Source organism: Streptomyces sp. NPDC051578 (genome assembly GCF_044454045.1).
Classification (GTDB): Bacteria; Actinomycetota; Actinomycetes; order Streptomycetales; family Streptomycetaceae; genus Streptomyces.
Map to the genome: position 1 here is coordinate 666309 of NZ_JBITDH010000002.1, position 21449 is coordinate 687757.

The window sequence follows — 21449 nt, forward strand, 5'->3', positions numbered from 1 at the left end:
GCTGGTGTGCGTCGATGGCTTCATCGAACCGTCGCACCTGCTGCGAAGCCGTACCGAGGTTGTTCAGGGCCTGCCCCTCGCGGTGGTGGTCACCCAATTCGGTGAACCGAGCGGCGGCCTGCTGGTGTGCGTCGATGGCTTCATCGAACCGTCGCACCTGCTGCGAAGCCGTACCGAGGTTGTTCAGGGCCTGCCCCTCGCGGTGGTGGTCACCCAGCTCGTTGAACCGGGCGGCCGCCTGCTGGTGTGCGTCGATGGCTTCATCGAATCGCTGCACCTGCTGCAGGGCCGTGCCGAGGTTGTTCAGGGCCTGCCCCTCGGCATGGCGCTCGCCCAGCTCGCGGCATGTGACGAGATCCTGCTGGTGGGCCTCGATGGCTTCGTCGAACCGCTGCACCTGCTGCAGGGCGACGCCGAGGCTGTTCAGCGCTCGGCTCTCGCCATGACGTTCGCCCAGCTCGCGGCAAATTATCAGATCCTGCTGGTAGCTCATGGTGCCTCCCAGGAGTCGCGCCGTCCTTGACGACACTCTCAGCAACGAGCCAAACGCGGACGGCCGCAACCGGTTCGGGGCCGACCGCACCCAACCGAATGGCGCTTTCGCCTGTCTGGCGGACGCCACCTGCCACAACAGCCCGGCCGGCTCCTTGTCGGAGACACCACCTCCGGGCGAGCCCGATCACGGCGCGCCGGTTGGGCAGCGGGCCGTTACCCGGGCGGCGGTGATCGGCACGACGCGCGCGCCCGGGCAGGTCTGCGCCGACTTCTGCGCAAACAGGAAGCCGAGTGAGGCCACGGGATAGGCGGGGCCGATGACCGGACGTCAGGTGGTCGGCCGCTGTCGGCCGGTGGCTTCGAGGGCTGTGGCCGCGTAGAGGGCTGCTCCCGTGGCCAGGGCGTTCTCGTCGAAGACGACCCGGTCGGAGTGGAAGTCCGGTGTCTCCTCCGGTGTGAGGCCGGGTGGGCGGGCGCCCAGGAACGCCATTGCGCCCGGCACCTCCTGCAACACGTAGGAGAAGTCCTCGGCGCCCATCAAGGGCTGGGCCAGGTGATGGACGCGGTCGGGGCCCAGGAGCGCGCTTGCGGTGGCGTGGAGGAGCCGGGTGTGGGCGGGATCGTTGATGACGGGAGGGTAACCGTCGGTGAGGGTGACTTCGGCAGTGGCCGCGTGAGCGGCGGCGACGTGGTGGGCGACGCGGGTGATGCCTTCGTGTACCAGCCGGCGGGTGGCGGGGGAGAGGCTGCGGACGGTGCCGTGGATCTGGGCGGAGTCGGGGACCACATTGGTCGTGGTGCCGGCGTGGAGGGAGGCGACGGTGACGACCGCAGGATCGAAGACGTCGACCGTGCGGGTGACCATCGTCTGGATGGCTTGGACGATCTCACATGCGACAGGGACCGGATCCAGCGCCAGGTGCGGGGCGGAGGCATGACCGCCCCGTCCGCGGACGGTGATGTGGAGCAGGTCGGACGCGGCGAAGGTCGGTCCGGGCCGCAGATGGATCGTGCCGCTCTCGAAGCGGGTGGTGATGTGCAGGGCGAACGCCGATTCCACCCTGCCACCGGCAGGCTGCAGTACACCCTCATCGATCATGTGCCTGGCACCGCCGTCGGATTCCTCCGCCGGCTGGAACATGAACACCACCCGGCCGGCCAGCATCGAACGCCGGGCGGCGACCAGCCGGGCAGCCGTGACGAGCATCGCGGTGTGGGCGTCGTGTCCGCAGGCGTGCATGGCGCCCGGCACCTGTGAGGCGAACCCCAGACCGGTTTCCTCCTGCAAGGGCAAGGCGTCCATGTCAGCCCGCAGCAGCACCGTCCGGCCGGGCAAGGCACCTTCGAGGATGGCCGTGACGGATGTGAGGCGGGACCCTGTGGCGATCTCCAGCCCCAGGTCCGCCAAAGCGTCCAGCACGGCCCCTTGGGTGCGGGGCAGGTCCAGGCCCAGTTCAGGGAAGCGGTGCAGGCTCCGGCGCAGCTCCGCGGTCTCGGGCAGCAGGGCGTGCGCCTCGGCCAGCAACCCTGCCCACGCCTTCCGGGACGCAGCAGCGCCTGCTTCTGACGCGCTCACTCAGTGGCCTCCATCAGCCTTGACCTCGGACACGTGAGAGCCGGCGGGGTCCGGCTCGGTGACGCCGGCGACCAGCGGGGCAACGCGCACGACGTCTCCTCCAGCAGCGCGGCGTTCGATGTCGAGAGTCTTGACTGCCCCGGGCCGGCCCCCGCCACTCCGCACTTCACCCACAAGCCACATCAGCCGGGTGAACCGAGCGGCCGCCTCGTGGACAGGCCGGTCGCGTCCTCGGGCCCGTCCGAGCGCGGTCCCCCACCCGAATGGGACGCCGCCGTGACGGCCGCCCGGAGTCCTCCGGATGAGACACTGCCGCTACTTGGCATCTCCAGCGCGAACATGCACGACGGTCAGGGTCGGGAGCCGCTCGTCGCGGGGCATCCCCATTCTCCGCGGCCCGTCGCGGAGCGGGAGGCACGGATGCAGGGAGGCAACGCGTCGGGGTCACCGGACCCGGCGGACGGCGCGCCCGCGAGCCGGCAGGGCACCCGGCGGGCGGTGCGGTGGCGGGCGGCGGCGGTACTGCTCCTGGTGGCAGGCGTGACCTACAACGACTGGCTGTTGCAGTTGTGGGTGCACACCGGACTGGACCAGCGCAACTCCTACGTCAGCGAGGCGTTCGCCTCCGACCAGCCACATCAGATGTTGTTCGGTGCGGTGGAACTGCTCACTGCGGCGATGGTGCTGGCCGCCGCATGCCTCGTCCTGCCCGTGTTGCCGTGGAGCTGGGCCGCCGCCGGATGGGCGGCCCTCGTGCTGTTCGCCGCTTGCTCCGTGGCCGACGTCGTGCTGCCGATGCGGTGCGCACCCTCACGGGAAGCCGGCTGCCCCACCGCCAACGTCGCGCACACCGTTACCAGCGGTCTGGTGCACTTCGCCGTGTTCGCCTCCATGACCGCCCTCGCAGTCCACGCGCGCTCGGCCACCGGGCGGCGCTGTCGGGCCGGACGCTGGGCCCGCCGACTGCTCCCGGTGTCCATGACGGCGGCGATCCTTTCGGCGGGCCCGTACGTCGGCTTCTTCGGCGGGCAGGGAATCGCCCAGCGGATCCATCTGGTCACCGTCGGGGTGTGGATGTGGTGGTTGGCGGCCGAGGCGGCCCGAGCAGGGCGCCTGACGAGGCCGGCGCCGCCGCCCACGGCCAGGACGAACGCCGAGCGTGGAGCGGCCACCGGGCCGGCGGACACCTCGTCCCCGCGGGTTCCGTCCTGCCAGGGCTCCACCCCGGATGACGGGTCCGGAGCCCGCTCGTGCGCGCGGGGGGCATTCCATGCTGGGCACCAGTGCCCTGGACGAGCAGGGGGTTTCGCAGACTGCCCGGGCCCTGTGTGAACCCGCCCTGACACCATGGGCGCAGTGGTTTTTTCAAGCGGCCGGTCCCACGCAGGTCTTGATTCGACCGGCCGTTCCGAACCACCGCGTACTCCTCAGGAGTGGTGGGCGGCACCCTGCCCGGTGCGGCTGTCGTTGTACCGGACGATGCGCACTCTTGAAGATCTTCGCAATCCGACTGGCCGTCCGCCGGTACTCGTCATTGGTGCCGGTTCGAGCGGGCTGGCCGCTGCCGCCATGCTCGGCAAGGCCGGCCTGCCCGCCGTGGTCCTGGACGGTGCCGACCGCGTGGGATCGAGTTGGAGCGAGCGGTACGACCACCTGGAACTGCACACCACCCGCAGGTTTTCCGCGCTGCCCGGTCTGCGCGTTCCCCGGCGGGCGGGCTGCTGGGTGGGCCGTGACGACTGGGTGCGGTACCTGGGCGACTACGCCACCCACCACCGGCTCGACATCCGTACCGACACTGTCGTCCGCCGTATCGAACCCGCTCCACCGGCCCTGTCGGGGCGCGGTGCGCCGTGGCAGGTGTCCATCGCCGAGGGTCCTCGGCTGGCCGCGTCCGCGGTGATCGTGGCCACCGGCCGCAACCGTGTGCCGTGGATGCCCGAATGGCGCGGTCGCACGTCGTTCACCGGAGCTCTGCTGCACGCCGCCGAATACCGAAACCCCGGCCCCTACCGCGGGCGGGCGGTGCTGGTGGTCGGCGCCGGCAACAGTGCCGCCGAGATCGCGGTGGCCCTCGGCGACGCCGGGGCCGGACCGGTGTGGATGGCGGTGCGGACTCCGCCGCACATCGTGCCGCGCTCCAGCAACCACCTCCAGGCGTTCGCCGGGCTGATGCAGCACATGCCCCGCGCATGGGGCGACCGGGCCACCGCGGTGATGCGGCGCCTGGCACTGCCGGACCTGACCCCTTTCGGGCTGCCGCGCCCAACAGTGGGCATGTACACGCGTGCGGCACGCGAAGAGGTCAATCCCGTACTGGACCACGGCCTGGTCGACGCCGTCCGGTCCGGGGGTGTTCGTGTAACCGCCGCCGTCACGGGTTTCGACGGTCCCCGCGTACTGCTCGCCGACGGCACGAGCCTGACGCCGCAGGTGGTCATCGCCGCCACCGGCTACCGCACCAACCTCCCCGAGCTGCTCGGGCCGTTGCCGGTCCTGGACGCCGCCGGGCTGCCGCTCGTGCGCGGCGAGCGCACCCACGCCCACGCCCCGCACCTGTACTTCGCGGGCTTCGGCAACCCGCTCACCGGGGCACTGCACCACCAAGGCGTCGAGGCGCGCCGCATCGCGCGAGCGCTGAGCCGCACCGACCTGTCCGGGCACGACGCAGCCACCGGCCACGGGGTGATGATCCCCCGCCAGGCGTCCCGTACGCGCAGCATCTTCGCCCGCAACCGATGAGGCGGCACCCGGCGGCCCGCTGAACGGGTCAGGTCGGCAGCCCGCCGAACGGTTCAGGTACGGGTTCGGGCGGGTGCGACCCGGGTCAGCCGATGGAAGGCCGCCAGGGCAACGACGGTGGCGGCAGTGAACCACAGGCATTGGACGGCCAGCGCGGGCACCACGGACCGTGTCGTGAACGCGGCGGTCGTCGCGGCCTGGACCGCCCCGTAGCTGGGCAGCAGGACGATCGGTGGGCTGTCGGCGATCGCGCTGGCGACCGGGGTCTGCAAGGAGACGTCGACCAGGCTGATCATGACAATGGCGAACATGCCCGTGACCTCACGACGCAAGACGGTACCCAGGACGACACCCATCGCGCCGTAGGTCATCGCGCCCGCGAACAGCGCCCCCGCCACCCCCACCGGCCTGGCCGGTGCGATGAACAGACACAGCGCGGCAGTGGCGTACGCGGCGGCGAGAGCGCAGGCCAGCGACAGGGAAGCGAGTTTGCCGAGAACGAGGCGGAAGCGGGAGTAGCCGGCGAGCGCGAGACGGTGGTCGAAGGCGTGGCTGGCGAAGGTGGCCGCGAAGGTCAGGAAGCCGACGATGAGGACCACCGCGTTGAGCGCGCCGGTCAGTTGCATCAACCGGTTCCCGGCCACCACCACGCTCACGTCGTCGGCGCGCAGCCGGAACGGCACCGGCGTGGTGTGGGTGTCCAGGTAGATGGTTGTCGTCCACCCCGGGATGAACGCTGCCGCCAGCAGGATGGCGAACCGGTTGCGGGCGTACTCGATCAGCGTGTAGCGAGCCGTCGTCGCGGCCTGGCCCACAGCGCTCACGGGGCCACCACCGATCCCTCCCTCTCCAGCACCCCGTTACTCAGACGCCACAACACGTCGAGGTGGTCAGAGTCGTAGGCGAGATGGGAGACGATCAGGACACACCGGCCCTCATCGCGCAGCCGGGCGGTCAAGGCCCAGAACTGCTGATACGTATCCCAGTCGAACCCCTGGTACGGCTCGTCCAGAAGCAGCACCGCAGGATCGTGCATCACCGCCAGCGTGAGGTTGAGCTTCTGCCGTGTCCCACCGCTCAGCCGGTCGACGGGCACGCCCGCGTACCCGATGAGTCCGAGCTCCTCCATCACCTCCCAAGCCCGCTGCGCGGTGGGCAGCCGGTAGGCGCTCTGGAAGTACCGGACGTGCTGGGCGACAGTCAAGGCGTCGTTGAGGACGACGTGCTGCGGGCAGTACCCCAGCTTCCCGCCGGGTTCGACCGAACCGCGGTCGGGGCGCAGCTGACCGGCCAGGATCTTCAGCAGCGTGGATTTGCCCGCACCGTTCTCGCCGACGATCCCCGCCAGCGTGCCCGGCCCGATCCGAAGGTTCAATCCCCACAGCACCCGGCGGTTGCGGTAGGCATGGTGCACGTCGTGTACGCGCACGGGGGACTCCTTACGCCGGGACCGGGCCGAATGCCCGGTCGCAGCGCTTAACGACCCTGTCGCGCAAGCGTTTCGCCGTCACGGAGACCGCGCATGGAGGCGACCGGCGAACGCCTCATCCAGGGGCCCGCCGGGTCGCACTCGCAAGCCAGTTGGAAGCCGCGCGATTGCGCTGGGACCGTCCCGTTGACGGCGGCCGAAGCCGATGCCACCGAGGAACACCGGGCGCCCGTCGACTCAGCGGGAACGGCCGGGGGCCGAGGAGGGCAGTGTGAGGCGACGTACGGCCGACACGACGCCCCCGGCGCCGTCCTCCGCGGCCGTGTGCCGCGCGGCGGCAGCGGCGGCCCGCGCGTACGACGGCTCCCGCACGGCGGCCGTGAGCGCGTCGGCGAGCCGTTCGGCAGTCAGGGACGGGAAGGGGATCGGGGCCGTCCCCGCGCCGACCGCGGCGAGCCGCCCGGCCCAGAACGGCTGGTCCGCGGCCACCGGCACGGTGACCGACGGGACCCCGGCGCGGACCGCCGCCGCCGCGGTGCCGGCCCCGGCGTGGTGGACGACGGCAGCCAGCCGCGGGAACAGCAGGGCGTGCGGCACGTCGCCGATGACCAGCACGTCGTCCCCGGCACTGGCCCCGGCGGCCACGAGTTCCGCGATGCCCGACTGGAGGATCCCCCGCAGGCCGGCCCGTCGCAGGGCCCGTACGGCGATGGCGCCCAGACGTTCTCCCTCGCCTGCGGCCATGCTGCCGAAGCCGATGAGGACCGGCGGCGGTCCGGCCGCCAGGAAGTCCTCCAGCTCCGCGGGTAGTCGGTGGGCCGGGTCGACGTACGGCCACCAGCTCCCGGTCACCGTCAGATGGTCCGCCCAGTCGGACGGGCGCGGTACCAAGGCCGTGCTGAAACCGTGCAGGACGGGCCGGGCGGCCTCCTCCTGCCGCCGCCGCATGCGTGCGGCCGTCAGCGGTGGCAGCTCCAGGCGTTCGCGCAGCCGTGCCACGGCGGGCTCGAAGACCCGGTCGGCCATGTGCAGCGTGAACCGCCCGGCGGCCCGGTTGCCGAACCGGCCCAGCGAGCGGGCTCCCGCCACGGTGGGGGCGAAGTCGCCGGTGGGGGCGGTGGGCTGTAGGTACATGCCCATGCTCGGTATCCCGGTGGCCTCAGCGACGTGCCAGCCGAGCGGGGCGGTGGTGGTCGACAGCAGGAGCAGGTCCGTGCCCTCGGTCACGGCACCGGCGAACCCCTCGCCCAGGTCGGTGAGGAACGCGGCGGCGGCCCTCAGCAGTTCGCGCTTGCCCAGGACGTCGCCGTGCGAACGGGGATCGGCGGGCAACGGCCGGAACTCCAGGCCGGCTTCCTCGGCCAGGGGTGCGAAGGACTGCGTGGCGGCGAGTGCGACCTCGTGCCCGGCGTCGCGCAGGGCGGCGCCGAGCCCGGTGTAGGGCGCGACATCACCGCGCGATCCGGCCGTCGTGATCAGGATTCTCATCGGTGCTCCTCACGAGTGGTTCTTCGGTGTGCATGTGGCGCGACGCGTTGGCGTGCACCGCCCGGGCCAGGTACACCGCCAGGTCCGGGCGCTGCTGCGAGGGCGGCACGACCAGGGCGAACGCGCGCGGGTCGGCGGCGAAGTCGTCGGCGATCCGCCGGTGCATCTGCGGCGGACAGGGCGTGAACCACCGTGTCACGTGCAGCCGGTGTTCCTCAGCGACGTCCATCGCCCGCTGGCCGTCGGCGGGTTCGCCGTCATCGTGGACAGCAAGTAGCTCCGCCCGCCAGGTGGCGGCCTCGGCCATCAGCCGGCGCCAGTCCTCCACGGTGTGGGCGCCGGCCCGGGACATCGCCTCCCGGTGTCCTGCGGAGTCCCGCCACCTCAGCTGGGCGTCCACGGCATAGCTCAGGTCGAAGGAGATGTCGCCGAAGACGTCGAAGCGTTCCTCGGGCGTCAGGGACACCCCGGTCTGCTGGACCTCGATGGCCTGTTCGGCGACCTCGACGAGCCGCTGCAGCCGGCCGATCTCCTGCGACAACTGCCGCTGCCGGGCCCGCAGGTGCTCCAGCGCATTGGCCTGCGGGTCCGCGAGGATCTCGGCGATCTCCTCCAGGGGGAAGCCCAGTTCGCGGTAGAAGAGAATCTGCTGGAGCCGCGCGAGGTCGGCGTCGTCGTAGCGGCGGTACCCGGCGTGGCTGCGCTCACCGGGCGAAAGCACGCCGGCCTTGTCGTAGTGGTGCAGCGTGCGTACGGTCACCCCGGCGAAGGCCGAGACCTGACCCACGGTATAGCCCATGTCCGGACCTGCCCTTTCGTTCGTCCACAGCCTCAAGCCTGACGTAAGGGGAGGGTCAACTACGGTTCTGGGTGCGGGCCCCGTGCCCGGAAGAATCCGTTGCGTCAAGCCATGGACGCTCAGGAGGCCGCCCTGGGGTATGCGGGGCCCTGCGTGAGGTTGAGCCGACTGAATCGCTGCGGAGAGCGGGTTGCATCAGGGAGGAGCTGCATCGGAGTCGGGCCGGCCCGGGACCGTATGCCGTCGATCAGCTGCCGCCGAGTGCGGAGGGGCAGCCGCCACCGCCCTCGTCCCTCTCGGCGCGAGAGCGTGTTCTCCTGCCCGCCTGCCGGAGTAAGAAACACATAAGAATCGCATGCATGGTCGGTGGGCGGCCGGGCACATGGTGCTTCGGAGGTTGATAACTATGGTTCCCCTGCTTCTTGTTCTCCTGCTCGCCCTGATCCTTTTCGGTGCCGGTTTCGCGGTGAAGATCCTCTGGTGGGTCGCGATCGCGGTTCTGGTCTTGTGGCTCATCGGCTTCGTCGCCCGCCCCAAGGGCGGCAGCGGCCGCTGGTATCGCTGGTAACCGGTAACAAGTGCATGGCGGTGGGGGGGGGCCCCCCCCCCCCCGGGGGCCCCCCCCCCCACCGCCATGTCGACGTTACGCCCGAACGTATACGCGCACGGGCGGACTCCGGGTGAAAGTGGTCGCCAGGGGTATCCGGGGAAACAGTCGGGGCGGTCGCCGTGACGCAGCAGGGAATCTGCTCACCTCCAACGATCGACGGCCGTCCCGGCGCCCGACCCGGGTGGCGCCGTTGCACCACCCCGTTCGAGTGTGAACGCTCCTGATGCCCCACGGTCAGAGTCGCCAGATCGCGAAGACCGCGAAGACCGCCAGCGACAGTAGCCCACGGTCATACCGGCACCGGCCAGGTCCGCCGCGGAGCGCGCCCGGCGCACAAGGAGGGCGTCGAGCAGTCCCACGGCCTCCCTTCTGGCTTCGCCCCTCTTCGCGGTTGACGATGGCAGGTAACGCGTAGCCACCATCAAGACGAGTAAGGACAGAGCCTCCGGTCTGGGGACGAAACGGGCCTGGTGGCGCCGGGCAGGTGCGGTCGCAAGGGCGTGTCCGCAATGTCGGTCGGTCGTTGCCCGGTTCGTGGTGCGACGTCATGAACTGACGCATCAGGCACGGGAAGTGATGGGACCGTTGTTGGGCTCCGCCCCGGATGGGCCGTCCGGGTGCGGGACCGGCGGCAGGTCCTCAACAGGCCTGCGGAAGCTGTCTAGGGGCGGCGTGGCGGCGCCTGCCGGCGCGCCACGGACCGTGGAAGACCGTCAGCGAACGGTTCCGCCGCTGGTCAGCGGACGGCACCTGGGACCGGCTCTTTGCCCATGCTCAGCAGCACTCGGATTCCACCTGGCCTGCGACGGCCGGGGCCGGCCGCTCGCGTTGACCGTCACCGGCGGCAATGTCAACGACTCCACCCAGTTCGAGCCGGTCATGACTCGCGTCCGCATCACGTGGTGCGGGCCGGGCCGGCCCGCACCCGTCCGGCCCGCGTGGTCGGCGACAAGAGCTACAGCTGGAGCCCGGCCTGGAATCAGCCTTCTGCCATGACTTCGTCCGCCTGCATGCCCTTCTGTCCTTGCACTGCAACAAAGGTCACTTTCTGACCTTCCTTGAGACTCTTGAAGCCATTGCCCTGGATCGCGCGGAAGTGCACGAAGAGGTCGGGGCTGCCGTCCTCAGGGGTGATGAAACCGAACCCCTTCTCGTCGTTGAACCACTTCACTGTGCCCGATTGGCGCTCAGCCATGTCCGCTCCCTGCATCACGTGTTGGCGGGGCGTGTACCTCGCCGTGCAAGTGGATCATCCCCGACGGCGGTACGGCGGTTACGGCAGCCCGGGAAGATGGCTGGTAGTCGTCGAACGGCCTGAATCTGCTCCCCCGCTGGTCAAAGCCCGCCAGAGCGCCCTGGGGGGGGCGGAACCGAGGCCGGCGCCCAGGTGGGCGCGGGCGTCGGCAGAGGATGAGGGGTCGGCAGCCACACGCCGGCCACCCGCGTGAGGCGCGAGCCTGGTCGGGCTACAAGACGACGGTCTGATCATGGCGTTCCTCCTCCCTACAGGCGAAGTCGACGGTTTCGTCGCTCAGCTGCAGCCTGAGGTACCGCTCAGCCTGAGGGAACAGCCCCTGGCCCGCAACACGAACCCCTCAACGCCCTTTTCTCACCTGGGCGTACCCGAGCCCGATCTGTTGGCGAAGGTCCGCGAGAGCCAGGTGGGCGCGCCCTCCAAGGACAACCTCAACTGGCTGAAAGTGGCGGTGGTCCAAGTCAACGGTCGCACCAGCCGGGTCCATCTCAGCGGCGTCGACTGACCACCGGCCGGCGAATCTCAACCTCGCGGCCGGGTGCGGTGACGCGGGGGTGGAGTCACCCCGTCCCCGCGGAGCTGCTCGCGAGCCGAGGTCGCCACCTGTCTCGCCTTGGGCGTAGGCCAGTGGCGGGATACGGCGGCCTCCTGCTGCGTACCAAGCATGCGACCGTGAGCCTTTGTCGGAAAAGCCCGTGAGGCTTTCCGCCCTCCAGCCAGGGGCCTCACCGTTCGGATCGTGGCTGGGCCGTGACAAGGCCTGCTCACGTCCGACGGCCCGAAGCGGCCGGGACGCGAACGTCGACTGCGCGCCGGCTTTCCTCGCGCCGTCCCACATGCCGTTCCTCGGGCCGATTCCGCCCGTCGGCAGGAGAACGCGGGCCGAGCGCTCGGGCCGTCTGCGCCGCAGGCCCGTTCGACGGGGCTAGCCGGGTTCGGGCTCGTCATGGATGGTCAGTGCTCCGGCGAGGTCGAGGTCGGCGACAGTGCCGTGTGCGCCGGCGCGGACGAGCAGCACTGCGCCGAGCGCGGTGCTCCAGAACGTCCTGGCCTCCACGCTGAGCGGTCGACGGGTCCTCCATCCGCGACTGTCGATGAGCTGGCTTACGAAGCGCTCTGACTGCCGGAACAGCAACTGGAGGTGCTGGTCGACCACGGGAGCGAGTTCGGGCTTGGAGATCCCGGCGGCGAGTGCCCGGGCGACCGATGGCAGCGAGGGCATGGCCAGGACGGCGCGGGCGATGTTGCGCCGGAACGTCTCCGCGTCGGCGGCTTGGCGGCCGATGCGTTCGATCCGTCGGGCGTCGTGCAGCAAGCCGAGGAAGGCGGCGTGCACGAGCAGCGCGTCCTTGGAGCCGAAGTAGTAGGTGACCTGGTTGGGGAAGGCCCCTGCCGCGTGGGCGATCGCCGCGACGCTCACCTCGGCGCCGGGCCGCTCCTTGCAGAGCTGGGCGGCTGCCTCGATCAGCCGGCGTCTGGTCGCGCGACCTCGGTCACGCGACCGACCGGGCGTTGATCGAGCTTCGGTTCGCTTCGTCTCCACACCAGAATTGTATGTGATACAAAAGGATCGTTCACTTGTATCGCATACAAGAAAGGTCCAAGGAGATGCACCGGACTGAGGTCGTAGTGACCGGACTCGGCGCCATCACGCCGCTCGGAGGGGATGTGGTGTCCACCTGGGACGCCCTGCTCGCCGGCGAGTCCGGTATCCGCGGCGGCGTCCTGCCCGGCCACGAGGACGCCGGCCTTCCCGACACCGTCGCGGGAACGATGGCGATCGACCCCGCCGAATCACTGCTGCCGGTGCAGGCCAGGCGGCTCGACCGCTCGCAGCAGGCAGCCCTCACCGCGGCGGCCGAAGCCTGGGCCGATGCCGGCGCCCCGGACGTGGACCCGGACCGGCTCGCATCGGCGATCGGCACGGGCATCGGGGGCATACGGACGCTGCTGAAGGAAGACGACACACTGGAGGCGGCCGGTGCCCGGCACGTCTCGCCGCGCACGGTCCCGATGCTGATGCCCAATGCGGCAGCGGCGCTGATCAGCATCGAGTACGGCGCACGGGCCGGGGTCTACACGCCCGTCTCGGCGTGCTCTTCCGGTGCCGAGGCGATCGCCCTGGGGGCTGGGCTCATCCGTGCCGGCGAGGCGGACGTGGTCATCGCGGGCGGGACCGAAGCCGCTATCACCCCCATCACCGTCGCCAGTTTCGCCCAGGCCAAAGCGCTCTCGCGGCACACCGCCGAACCTGCCTCGGCGTCACGGCCGTTCGCCGCGGACCGCAGCGGTTTCGTCCTCAGTGAAGGCGCGGCTGTCGTGGTGCTCGAAAGCGCCGAGCACGCCCACGCCCGGGGCGCGCGCGTTCACGCGGTGCTCGCGGGCGCCGGCATCGCCGCCGACGCCCACCACATCACGGCGCCCGCTCCCGAAGGCGCCGGTCAGATCTCGGCCATGCGGAAGGCCCTCGCGCAAGCCGGCTTGGCGCCCGAGCAGATCAGCCACATCAACGCCCACGCCACCGGAACTCCGGTCGGTGACGTCGCCGAGGCGCACGCGATCGGGGAGGTCTTCGGCCGCGCTACCGTGACGGCCCCCAAGGCGGCGCTCGGCCATCTCTTCGGCGCGGCCGGCGCGGTCGAGGCGCTCATCGCCGTCCTCAGCGTCAAGCACGGCGTCATCCCACCCACCCGCAACCTCACCGCGGCCGGCGTGGATCCCGACATCGACCTCGATGTCGTCGCAGAGCGACGAGACGTCCCCCAGGAGGCCGTGCTCAGCAACTCCTTCGGCTTCGGTGGGCAGAACGTCTCACTCGTCGTCACACGTGCGCGGCACCACACGTCCACTGCGGTAGGCGAGCCGCATGCGCCGCATCGTCGTACCTGACACCTCGGCCGAACCCCGCACAGTGGCGGCCGGGCCGGTCGGCCGCGGGTTCGCTGTCCAGGCGCACGAGTCGGCCGTGCCCTTCCTCCCTTACCGCACCCCGCGGGCCGCACGACGCCTCCAGCCGGTAGGGCGCCCCCCCGGGCCGCACCACTGGCCTTGGTCGCAATGTGCTCGCACGCATTCGCATCAGTCCGCGATCCGCCACACGTTGGCCGGTGCAGGCGCGGGCGGCTGGGCCGATCCGATCGTCGGCGCGTCGACCGGCGCGATCTTGGCGCAGTGCCGGCCACCGGTCAGGACCCGGCCGGCACCCCACTCCTGTGCACCCCGCCCTCGGTGGACAGGTGCCGACTTGGCGAGGCGTTCGCCGTGCTCGGCGCCACGCCTCGAACCCATCCGAGGTGTGGCGCCGAGTGGGCCAGATCGCGCTAGCTTCCGAGATCGGCCCCGAGCAGGCGCATATCGCCCGGATACGCGTCATGGCAGGCACGGACCAAATGGCCGTACCGCGGAAGCTGCTCGCTCCCAGCTGCCCTCCGCCGTGGCGGCGAGTACGCCTGGGGACCGGCCTACCAGGCGGGTCTTGGCCAAGCCCACCGATACGGCAGAGCAGCTCCGCCTCGCACGGGAGACCGGATCCGACACGGACGGAGCGCCGCTTGGCCCCGGCCCGATCGACATGACATCGCGCTCGCGGCCGCGGCTTCCTCGGTGTTCCCTACCGGCGGGCGCAGCTCCAAGCCCCCATTCCCTGCATGGCAGCCAGCCTCTTGGCAGTGGTGATCTGCTCCTTCTTCGTGGCCAGGTCGGCTCGGGGCGCGTATCTGTGGCCACCCGCGGCTTTCCAGCTCGATGGGGTGAACTGCAGGCCGCCGTAGTGACCATTGCCCGTGTTTGCATGCCAATCGCCACCCGACTCGCATTGGGCGATCGCATCCCAGTTGACGCGGGGTTTAAAGGAGTGGATGGATGCGTGGGCGCTCGGATCGGTCAGTGCTGCCTGGTAGAGAAGCGCGGCACAGAATAGTGCGAGGATGACACTTGCGGTTCGCCGACTCACTTGAAAATCAGACATCAGTCTTCCTTTACGGTCTGAACGGGCCGCCCACAGGTCCGGCCCACCTCCTTACGGCCGTCAGGCCATGGCCTATTCGCAGGGCCGCCTTCCGACTCATCACCTGGTGTCGAGGGGTGAGGCGTCGGATCCGTGGGGAACGGCCGGTCGGTGCGGCAGTGAGAGTGTGTGGCCTTTGTGCAGGGCGGCCTGCCGAATCGGCAGCGAGGCGACCGCCGGGGCGCGTAGATCAGCCGCGCGGCAACAACTGGCACTGGAAATGAGACTCGTTGCGGATGGGGCTATGGGCCTAGCGATGGGTGATGCCAGGTCCGGCGCCGTCCGGAACGGGGAAGGTTCTGGAGGTTGGCAATTGTCATAGTCCAGTAACGCTTCGCGATGCCTGCGGGGGTGTGCTCCGTTTAGGTGGTGAAGGACCTGGTGAGCAGCGTATGGCCGGTGACTTTTATCATTTCCCGCTCAGCTCGGGAGCGCCGGGGCCAACGCGCCGGAGAGTCCGCCTGAGAACGACTGGCCGTCGTACCCCACCTTGGCGCCGGCCGTAGACGGTGAGTAGTCATCCGTCATGGCCTTCGCAGGTATGCCTTCCGCCCATGACTCGGGACGGGGAACCGCGGTCGCGTCAAGAGCATTGACAGAAGGTGAACACATCCGGACGCTGGGAGCGCTCTCAGGCTTCAATACGCCTATACCTGTTCCGCCGCCTCCCCTCGGCGCAAGGCCCCCCACCCAAGGAGGAAGAGAGTGTTCCGCTTAACGAGATCGCTCGTGTTCGCTATCTCGGCGATGGTGGGAGCCGCCGGTCTCATGTTCATCGGGCCCTCATCGTCCGCAGAGGCCGTACCGGCGACCATCCCGCTCACGATCAAGAACACCTCGGCCCGCACCGAGCCGGTCTACATCTACAACCTGGGCACTCTGCTGGCGACGGGCCAGCAGGGCTGGGCCGACGCCAACGGCACCTTCCACCCCTGGCCCGCAGGGGGCAATCCACCGACCCCCGCGCCCGACGCGTCGATCTCGGGACCGGCCAATGGGCAGACCAAGACGATCCGGATGCCCAAGTTCTCGGGACGGGTCTACTTCTCCATCGGCCAGAAGATCGTCTTCAAGGTCAGCACCGGAGGCCTGGTGCAGCCTGCCGTGCAGAATCCGTCGGACCCTAACCGGGGCATCCTGTTCAACTGGTCCGAGTACACGCTCAATGACGCCGGACTGTGGATCAACAGCACCCAGGTCGACATGTTCTCCGCTCCCTATGCGGTGGGCGTGAAGGCGGGCAACGGCACGGTCACAAGCACCGGTCGGCTCAAGCCGGGCGCATACAACGCCGTTTACAGCCAACTGCGTTCAGCGGGCTGGGGTGGATTGATCCAGAGCCGCCCCGACGGCACGCCGGTGCGAGCGCTCTCGCCCGGTCACGGGATCGAAGCGGGCGGAATCCCGGCCGGCGTCATGAACGACTACATCAACCGGGTCTGGAACAAGTACAGCAGTTCCACGCTCACCGTGACGCCGTTCGTGAACGAACCCAATACCAAGTACTACGGTCGGGTCTCGGGCGACGTCATGAACTTCACCAACGGCTCGGGAGCGGTGGTCACCAGCTTCCAGAAACCGGACTCCGAAAGCGTCCTCGGCTGCTACAAACTCCTGGACGCACCCAACGACACCGTTCGCGGTCCGATCTCCCGCACCCTCTGCGCAGGCTTCAACCGGTCGACGCTCCTGACGAACCCGAACCAACCCGATGCGAACGGCACCGGCTTCTACCGCGATGCCGTCACCAACCACTACTCCCGCATCATCCACGAGCAGATGGCTGACGGTAAGGCGTACGGCTTCGCCTTCGACGACGTGGGCGCTCACGAGTCACTCGTCCACGACGGCGATCCGCAAGAGGCCTTCATGACACTGGAACCGTTCGACTAGGACGTGGCCGGGCCGCCGTCTCCGCCCGTCCATGCCGGAACCCGGGCCCCTCTCGGGTCTTGCGGGAAACAGCAGGGACGGGCCTCGGCAGCCACGACGCCGCCCCGGCGGGTGGGTGCCCCGATGCCAGGTCGCCTGCTGACGTCGTTCCTGGGCGGCGGGCACGCCCAGCCGATGCCGGAGCGGACGCGCGCCGGCCAGACGCCTTCTTCACCCCGTGCCCGACCGCTCGCAAAGGGCCCCGAGCCCCCACAGCGGCTGGGCCGCCACCGCCGGACCATCGCACGCACCATGTCCTGGCCTGCCGGCTTCCGGCTGCCGACGCCTCCACCGACGCTACGACGCCTCATCCCCGCCGCCGCGGGCGCTGCCGCGTACGACGTGCGACGCTGGAGGAATAACGTCCACGAGCACCCGGACCCGAGCGCCGGGGGACGCGGGAGGTCCGATGGGACGGGATGTCCCGGCGATGATGTTCACCCGGGAGGACCGGCGCCGCTACCGGAACAAGACGCAGTCCTGCCTCGACGCGTTCGCCCGCATGCTGCGCGAGGCCCGGTTCGATTATGAGCGGCCCCAGGTCGGCCTGGAGATCGAGCTCAACCTGGTCGACGGATCCGGCGAGCCGGCCCTGTGCAACAGCGACGTTCTCGCCGCCATCGCAGACCCCGCCTGGTCGACTGAGCTGGGCCGCTTCAACCTGGAGATCAACCTTCCGCCCCGGCGGCTGGCCGGGGGCGGTCCCGATGCCTGGGAGCGTGAGATCCGTGACGCGCTCAATCACGCCGAGGAACGGGCCGCGACGGTCGGCGCCCATCTCGTCATGATCGGCATCCTGCCGACGCTCCAGCAGAAGGACGTGGGAGGGCACGCCCTCTCGGAGAACCCGCGCTACCACCTCCTGAACGAGCAGGTGTTCGCGGCCCGCGGCGAGGACCTGCGGATCGCGCTCGACGGGGTTGAGAGGCTGCGGACGTACGCCGACACGATCACCCCCGAGGCGGCCTGCACCAGCGTCCAGTTCCATCTCCAGGTCGCCCCCGATGACTTCGCCCCCTACTGGAACGCAGCGCAGGCCATCGCGGGTGTCCAGGTCGCCCTCGCCGCCAATGCGCCTTTCCTGTTCGGCAAGGAGCTGTGGCGCGAGACCCGTATCCCGCTGTTCGAGCAGGCCACCGACACCCGTCCCGAGGAGATCAAGGTGCAGGGCGTACGGCCCAGGGTGTGGTTCGGGGAGCGCTGGATCACCAGCGTCTTCGACCTCTTCGAGGAGAACCAGCGCTACTTCCCCGCGCTGCTGCCCCTCTGCGAGGACGAGGACCCGCAGGCCACCCTCCAAGCGGGGAACGTGCCCGAACTGGCGGAACTGACTCTGCACAACGGCACCATCTACCGGTGGAACCGGCCCGTGTACGCCGTCGCCCACGGCAAACCGCACCTGCGCGTGGAGAACCGGGTGCTGCCGGCCGGGCCGACCGTGGCCGACATCCTCGCCAACGGCGCCTTCTACTTCGGCCTGACCCGCGCGCTGGTCGACGAGGAGCGCCCGGTGTGGTCCCGCATGTCCTTCTCCGCCGCGGAGGAGAACCTGCACCTCGCCGCCCGGCACGGCATCGACGCCTCGCTCTACTGGCCCGGCATGGGCGAGGTCCCGGCCACCGAACTCGTCCTTCGCCGACTGCTGCCGCTGGCGCACCGGGGCCTGGAAGCCACGGGCATGGACGACACCTGGCGCGAACAACTGCTGGGCGTGATCGAACAGCGCTGCGTGTCCGGGCGCAACGGCGCCACCTGGCAGTCGGAGATGTTCCACCACCTCGACGACAACCTGCGCCGCCACGAGTCGTTGCGCCGGATGACGTGCCAGTACATGGATTACATGCACATGAACGCCCCGGTGCACACCTGGCCCGTCGACTGAACGGTCCTCTTGAGCGGCGGTGGAGCAGGCCCCGACCGGGCGCACGCACCGTCAGGCACCTCGTCAGGCACCTCGGCGGCGGGCCCGGAGCACGTCCGGCGTCAGGTCGTCCTCCAGTACGAGGCCGGCCTCCGCGAGTTCCCGGCCCAGCTCCCGCCTCGGCAGCGGCCACACGAGGAAGGACTCCCGGGCGTGGCGCAGGATGCGCCCCTGACGGCACACCAGGTAGGAGTAGTCGTAGCGGATACGGGCGTCCTCGGCGCACTGGGTGAGCAGCCCGTGGTAGGTGTCCATGCCCAGCCGGACCTGCCCCAGCCCGCGCCGCACCGGCTGCGCGGGAACACCCGATGGCGGCCGGTCCAGGAACAGCAGGCCGCCCGGCACCAGCAGTCCCGCCAGCACCCGCCACAGCGCGCGGCGCTCGACGGGCGGCAGACAGGGCACCAAGCGCAGGCAGACGGCCAGGTCGGCGGGCCCGTCCAGCGACAGGTCGAGGGCGGAGCATGCGTGCACCGTGACCCGTTCCCCCGCGGAAGCGCCGACCGGGGGGTGCAGCCGGGACAGCAGCACGGTCCGCATCGCGGGCGAGGGCTCCACCGCGTGGACGGGTACGTTCGAAGCGCTGATCAGGACCCCGGTGACCAGGCCCGTCCCCGCGCCGACCTCCACGATCCCGAGCCGCGCGGCGGCTGCCGGAGCGGCGAGGGCGAGTGCGTGCCGGTGGTAGGCGCGGGCGTGCAACAGGTCGTAGAACTCGGCCGACACGGCGTACGCCTCACCGGGCGCCTCCCCGGAAAGGCCGGGGAGCGCGGAACGGCCCGATGACGCGGGGACCCCAGGGACCCCGGGGACCCCGGGGACCCCAGGGACGCCGGGGACGCCGGGGACGCCGGGGACGCCGGGAACGCCGGGGACGCCGGGAACGCCGGGAACGCCGGGGCGGCCACAGTGCTCCGGCGCCGCTTCGCGTTCGGCCGGTCGTAAATCCACCCGTCTGTCCATCGGGCCATCATGGCCGTACCCGTCCCGCCCCACGAGCCCTCGATCCGGCCACGAAGGCCGGTCCGCGTCCCCCGCTCCGCCCCGGTGCGACGGGGCGGAGCAGGAGCCCTCCGGCTAGCGGGCCAGCACCGCGGCGGCGACCGAAGGCGGAACCGGCGCGAGGGCCGCGGGCCGGGTGGTGAAGGTGCCGCGGCCGCGGGTCCGCCCGCGCAGCCGGGTCGCGTAGCCGAACAGCTCGGCCAGCGGCACGACCGCCGTGACCAGCGCCGTCCCGGACCCGGACGTGGAGCCCGAGATCCGGCCGCGCCGGGCCGCGAGGTCGCCGAGCACCGCGCCGACACCGTCCTCGGGTACGGTCACCGTGACCTCCACCACGGGTTCCAGCAGTTCCATGGTGCTCGCGGCCAGTGCCTCGCGCAGGGCGAACCGGCCCGCCGCACGGAACGCAAGCTCCGAGGAATCCTTGGAGTGGGTGGCCCCGTCGGTGAGCGTGACCCGCAGCCCCGTCACCGGGTACCCGCCGAGTGGCCCTTCGGCGAGGGCGTCCCGGCAGCCGGTCTCGACGGCCCGCGCGTACTCCTGCGGCACCCGGCCACCGACGACCGTGGACCCGAACGCGAAGCCCGCGGCCTCGTTCAGCGGCTCGACGTCGATGACGACGTGCGCGAACTGGCCTGCACCACCGTCCTGTTTGACGTGACGGTAGACGAAGCGGGTGACGCCGCGCACGACGGTCTCCCGGTAGGAGACCTGCGGGCGCCCGACGACGACCTCCAGGCCGTGACCGCGACGGACCTTCTCCACGGCCACCTCCAGGTGGAGTTCACCCATTCCCGACAGCACGGTCTGGCCGCTCTCCGGATCAAGGCGCACCCTCAACGAGGGGTCCTCCTCCACGAGGTGCGCCAAGGCCGCCGCGAGCCGCCCGGTATCGCCGGTGCGGTCCGCCTCGACCGCCACCGACACCACCGGTTCGGCGACCGACGGCGGTTCGAGGACCAGTGGAGCGCCCGGTGCCGACAGGGTCGTGCCGGCCCGGGCGGCCTTGAGCCCGATCACGGCGACGATGTCGCCCGCAACCGCCTCCTCCCGTTCCTCGTGCCGGTCGGCCTGGACCCGCAGGATCCGGCCGATCCGCTCCGTACGTCCCGTAGCGGCGTCCAGTACGGACTGGCCCTTGCACAGCCTGCCCGAGTACACCCGTACGTAGGTGAGCCGTCCGGTCGGCGTCGCCGTCACCTTGAAGGCCAGCGCCGCGAACGGGCCGGCCGGATCGGGGGAGCGCTCCTCGTCCGGACCGCCGCCCGCACCGGCCGTACCCCGCACCGGAGGCATGTCGGCGGGTGACGGCAGGTACGCGAGCACCGCGTCCAGCAGCGGCTCGATCCCGCGGTTGCGGTAGGCCGACCCGCACAGCACGACGAGGCCGTCCCCGGCGAGCGTCAGCTCGCGCAGTGCCCGGGCCAGGGTCGGCGCGCTCAGCGCCGAAGCCGTGCAGAACTCCTCCAGGGCGTCCGCGTGCAGAGCGGCGACCGTCTCCTCGAGGAGCCGGCGGCGCCGCTGGGCCTCCTCCCGCAGCTCTTCGGGCACTGGGCCGCTCTCGTACGTGCCGTCCGTGCCCGCGCGCCCGGGCAGGTGTCCGTCCGCGTGCCAGTGCAGCGCCCGCATCTGCAGCAGATCGACGACCCCGGTGAATCCGTCCTCCCGGCCGATGGGCAATTGCACCACCAGCGGTACGACGCCCAGCCGTTCGCGGAGGGAGGCGACGGCCGAGTCGAGGTCGGCGCCCGCGCGGTCGAGCTTGTTGACGAACGCGATCCGCGGCACCCCGTGCCGGTCGGCCTGCCGCCACACCGACTCGCTCTGCGGCTCGACACCGGCCACGGCGTCGAACACCGCGACGGCGCCGTCGAGGACGCACAGGGACCGTTCGACCTCGTCGGCGAAGTCGACGTGGCCCGGGGTGTCGATCAGGTTGACGCGGTGGCCGCCCCAGCTGCAGCTCACGGCCGCGGCGAAGATGGTGATGCCGCGGTCGCGCTCCTGGGCGTCGAAGTCGGTGACGGTCGTTCCGTCGTGTACCTCGCCGCGTTTGTGGATGGCGCCGGTCGCGAACAGGATGCGTTCGGTGACGGTGGTCTTGCCCGCGTCGACGTGGGCGAGGATGCCCAGATTGCGGACGGTGGCGGGGGAGTCGGAGGTGAGGGGTCGCCGGTTGCTGCGCATGGCCCGG

The 21449-nt window shown here is 70.7% G+C and carries 18 protein-coding genes and 1 pseudogene; 8 read left to right on the top strand and 11 right to left on the bottom strand.

Annotated features, from left to right (window positions below; translation table 11 throughout):
* Positions 1 to 493 (bottom strand): tetratricopeptide repeat protein (locus ACIA6C_RS14095; protein ID WP_399276228.1); only part of this gene is annotated, 493 nt, incomplete at its 3' end.
* Between the two features lie 330 nt (positions 494 to 823).
* Positions 824 to 2071 carry a M20 family metallopeptidase gene (locus tag ACIA6C_RS14100; RefSeq protein ID WP_399275531.1) on the bottom strand — a complete coding sequence of 416 codons (1248 nt, stop codon included), beginning with the start codon at positions 2069 to 2071 and terminating at the stop codon, positions 824 to 826.
* Positions 2072 to 2491: 420 nt separating this feature from the next.
* Between ACIA6C_RS14100 and ACIA6C_RS14105 the strand changes: the two genes are divergently transcribed.
* Positions 2492 to 3403 carry a DUF998 domain-containing protein gene (locus ACIA6C_RS14105; RefSeq protein ID WP_399275533.1) on the top strand — a complete coding sequence of 304 codons (912 nt, stop codon included), beginning with the start codon at positions 2492 to 2494 and terminating at the stop codon, positions 3401 to 3403.
* Positions 3404 to 3550: 147 nt separating this feature from the next.
* Entirely contained in the window at positions 3551 to 4813 is a 1263-nt protein-coding gene (locus ACIA6C_RS14110; RefSeq protein WP_399275535.1) for a flavin-containing monooxygenase, read from the top strand.
* Between the two features lie 53 nt (positions 4814 to 4866).
* Here the strand turns inward: ACIA6C_RS14110 and ACIA6C_RS14115 are convergent, their stop codons facing one another.
* The 4 genes from ACIA6C_RS14115 to ACIA6C_RS14130 all read right to left on the bottom strand — a co-directional run bounded on the left by ACIA6C_RS14115 (position 4867) and on the right by ACIA6C_RS14130 (position 8529).
* A complete protein-coding gene (locus ACIA6C_RS14115; RefSeq protein ID WP_399275537.1) occupies positions 4867 to 5637 on the bottom strand; it encodes an ABC transporter permease in 771 nt (256 codons plus the stop codon).
* Entirely contained in the window at positions 5634 to 6242 is a 609-nt protein-coding gene (locus ACIA6C_RS14120) for an ABC transporter ATP-binding protein (RefSeq protein ID WP_399275538.1), read from the bottom strand. Before ACIA6C_RS14120 ends, ACIA6C_RS14115 begins: the two co-directional genes overlap by 4 nt.
* Positions 6243 to 6479: 237 nt before the next feature.
* Positions 6480 to 7730 (bottom strand): glycosyltransferase, encoded by a 1251-nt coding sequence (locus ACIA6C_RS14125; protein WP_399275540.1) that lies wholly within the window; start codon positions 7728 to 7730, stop codon positions 6480 to 6482.
* Positions 7693 to 8529: a MerR family transcriptional regulator gene (locus ACIA6C_RS14130; protein WP_399275542.1), complete on the bottom strand. Its 837-nt coding sequence runs from the start codon at positions 8527 to 8529 to the stop codon at positions 7693 to 7695. Before ACIA6C_RS14130 ends, ACIA6C_RS14125 begins: the two co-directional genes overlap by 38 nt.
* 382 nt (positions 8530 to 8911) lie before the next feature.
* Between ACIA6C_RS14130 and ACIA6C_RS14135 the strand changes: the two genes are divergently transcribed.
* Both ACIA6C_RS14135 and ACIA6C_RS14140 read left to right on the top strand, forming a co-directional pair.
* Positions 8912 to 9097, top strand: coding sequence for a hypothetical protein (locus ACIA6C_RS14135; RefSeq protein WP_008740849.1), 186 nt, complete (start codon positions 8912 to 8914; stop codon positions 9095 to 9097).
* A 618-nt stretch (positions 9098 to 9715) separates the two neighbouring features.
* Positions 9716 to 10101: pseudogene (locus tag ACIA6C_RS14140) on the top strand (transposase); the annotation flags it as partial.
* Between the two features lie 17 nt (positions 10102 to 10118).
* On the opposite strand, the gene ACIA6C_RS14145 reads toward ACIA6C_RS14140, so the two are convergent.
* Positions 10119 to 10334 carry a cold-shock protein gene (locus ACIA6C_RS14145; protein WP_361138755.1) on the bottom strand — a complete coding sequence of 72 codons (216 nt, stop codon included), beginning with the start codon at positions 10332 to 10334 and terminating at the stop codon, positions 10119 to 10121.
* Between the two features lie 292 nt (positions 10335 to 10626).
* Between ACIA6C_RS14145 and ACIA6C_RS14150 the strand changes: the two genes are divergently transcribed.
* Entirely contained in the window at positions 10627 to 10899 is a 273-nt protein-coding gene (locus tag ACIA6C_RS14150; RefSeq protein ID WP_399275544.1) for a hypothetical protein, read from the top strand.
* A gap of 420 nt (positions 10900 to 11319) precedes the next feature.
* On the opposite strand, the gene ACIA6C_RS14155 is transcribed toward ACIA6C_RS14150, so the two are convergent.
* The gene (locus ACIA6C_RS14155; protein ID WP_399275546.1) at positions 11320 to 11937 is read right to left on the bottom strand and encodes a TetR/AcrR family transcriptional regulator C-terminal domain-containing protein; all 618 of its coding nucleotides are present in this window, start codon (positions 11935 to 11937) and stop codon (positions 11320 to 11322) included.
* A gap of 65 nt (positions 11938 to 12002) precedes the next feature.
* Between ACIA6C_RS14155 and ACIA6C_RS14160 the strand changes: the two genes are divergently transcribed.
* Positions 12003 to 13283 (top strand): beta-ketoacyl-[acyl-carrier-protein] synthase family protein, encoded by a 1281-nt coding sequence (locus ACIA6C_RS14160; RefSeq protein WP_399275548.1) that lies wholly within the window; start codon positions 12003 to 12005, stop codon positions 13281 to 13283.
* A gap of 721 nt (positions 13284 to 14004) precedes the next feature.
* On the opposite strand, the gene ACIA6C_RS14165 is transcribed toward ACIA6C_RS14160, so the two are convergent.
* Entirely contained in the window at positions 14005 to 14361 is a 357-nt protein-coding gene (locus tag ACIA6C_RS14165; RefSeq protein ID WP_399275550.1) for a transglycosylase family protein, read from the bottom strand.
* A gap of 786 nt (positions 14362 to 15147) precedes the next feature.
* Between ACIA6C_RS14165 and ACIA6C_RS14170 the strand changes: the two genes are divergently transcribed.
* A complete protein-coding gene (locus ACIA6C_RS14170; protein WP_399276230.1) occupies positions 15148 to 16293 on the top strand; it encodes a glycoside hydrolase family 64 protein in 1146 nt (381 codons plus the stop codon).
* Between the two features lie 448 nt (positions 16294 to 16741).
* The gene (locus ACIA6C_RS14175) at positions 16742 to 18214 is read left to right on the top strand and encodes a glutamate--cysteine ligase (RefSeq protein ID WP_399275552.1); all 1473 of its coding nucleotides are present in this window, start codon (positions 16742 to 16744) and stop codon (positions 18212 to 18214) included.
* Between the two features lie 63 nt (positions 18215 to 18277).
* On the opposite strand, the gene ACIA6C_RS14180 is transcribed toward ACIA6C_RS14175, so the two are convergent.
* On the bottom strand, positions 18278 to 18979 hold the full coding sequence (locus ACIA6C_RS14180; protein ID WP_399275554.1) for a class I SAM-dependent methyltransferase: 702 nt from the start codon (positions 18977 to 18979) through the stop codon (positions 18278 to 18280).
* A 351-nt stretch (positions 18980 to 19330) separates the two neighbouring features.
* Positions 19331 to 21442 (bottom strand): elongation factor G, encoded by a 2112-nt coding sequence (gene fusA, locus ACIA6C_RS14185; RefSeq protein WP_399275556.1) that lies wholly within the window; start codon positions 21440 to 21442, stop codon positions 19331 to 19333.
* Positions 21443 to 21449: the final 7 nt, after the last annotated feature.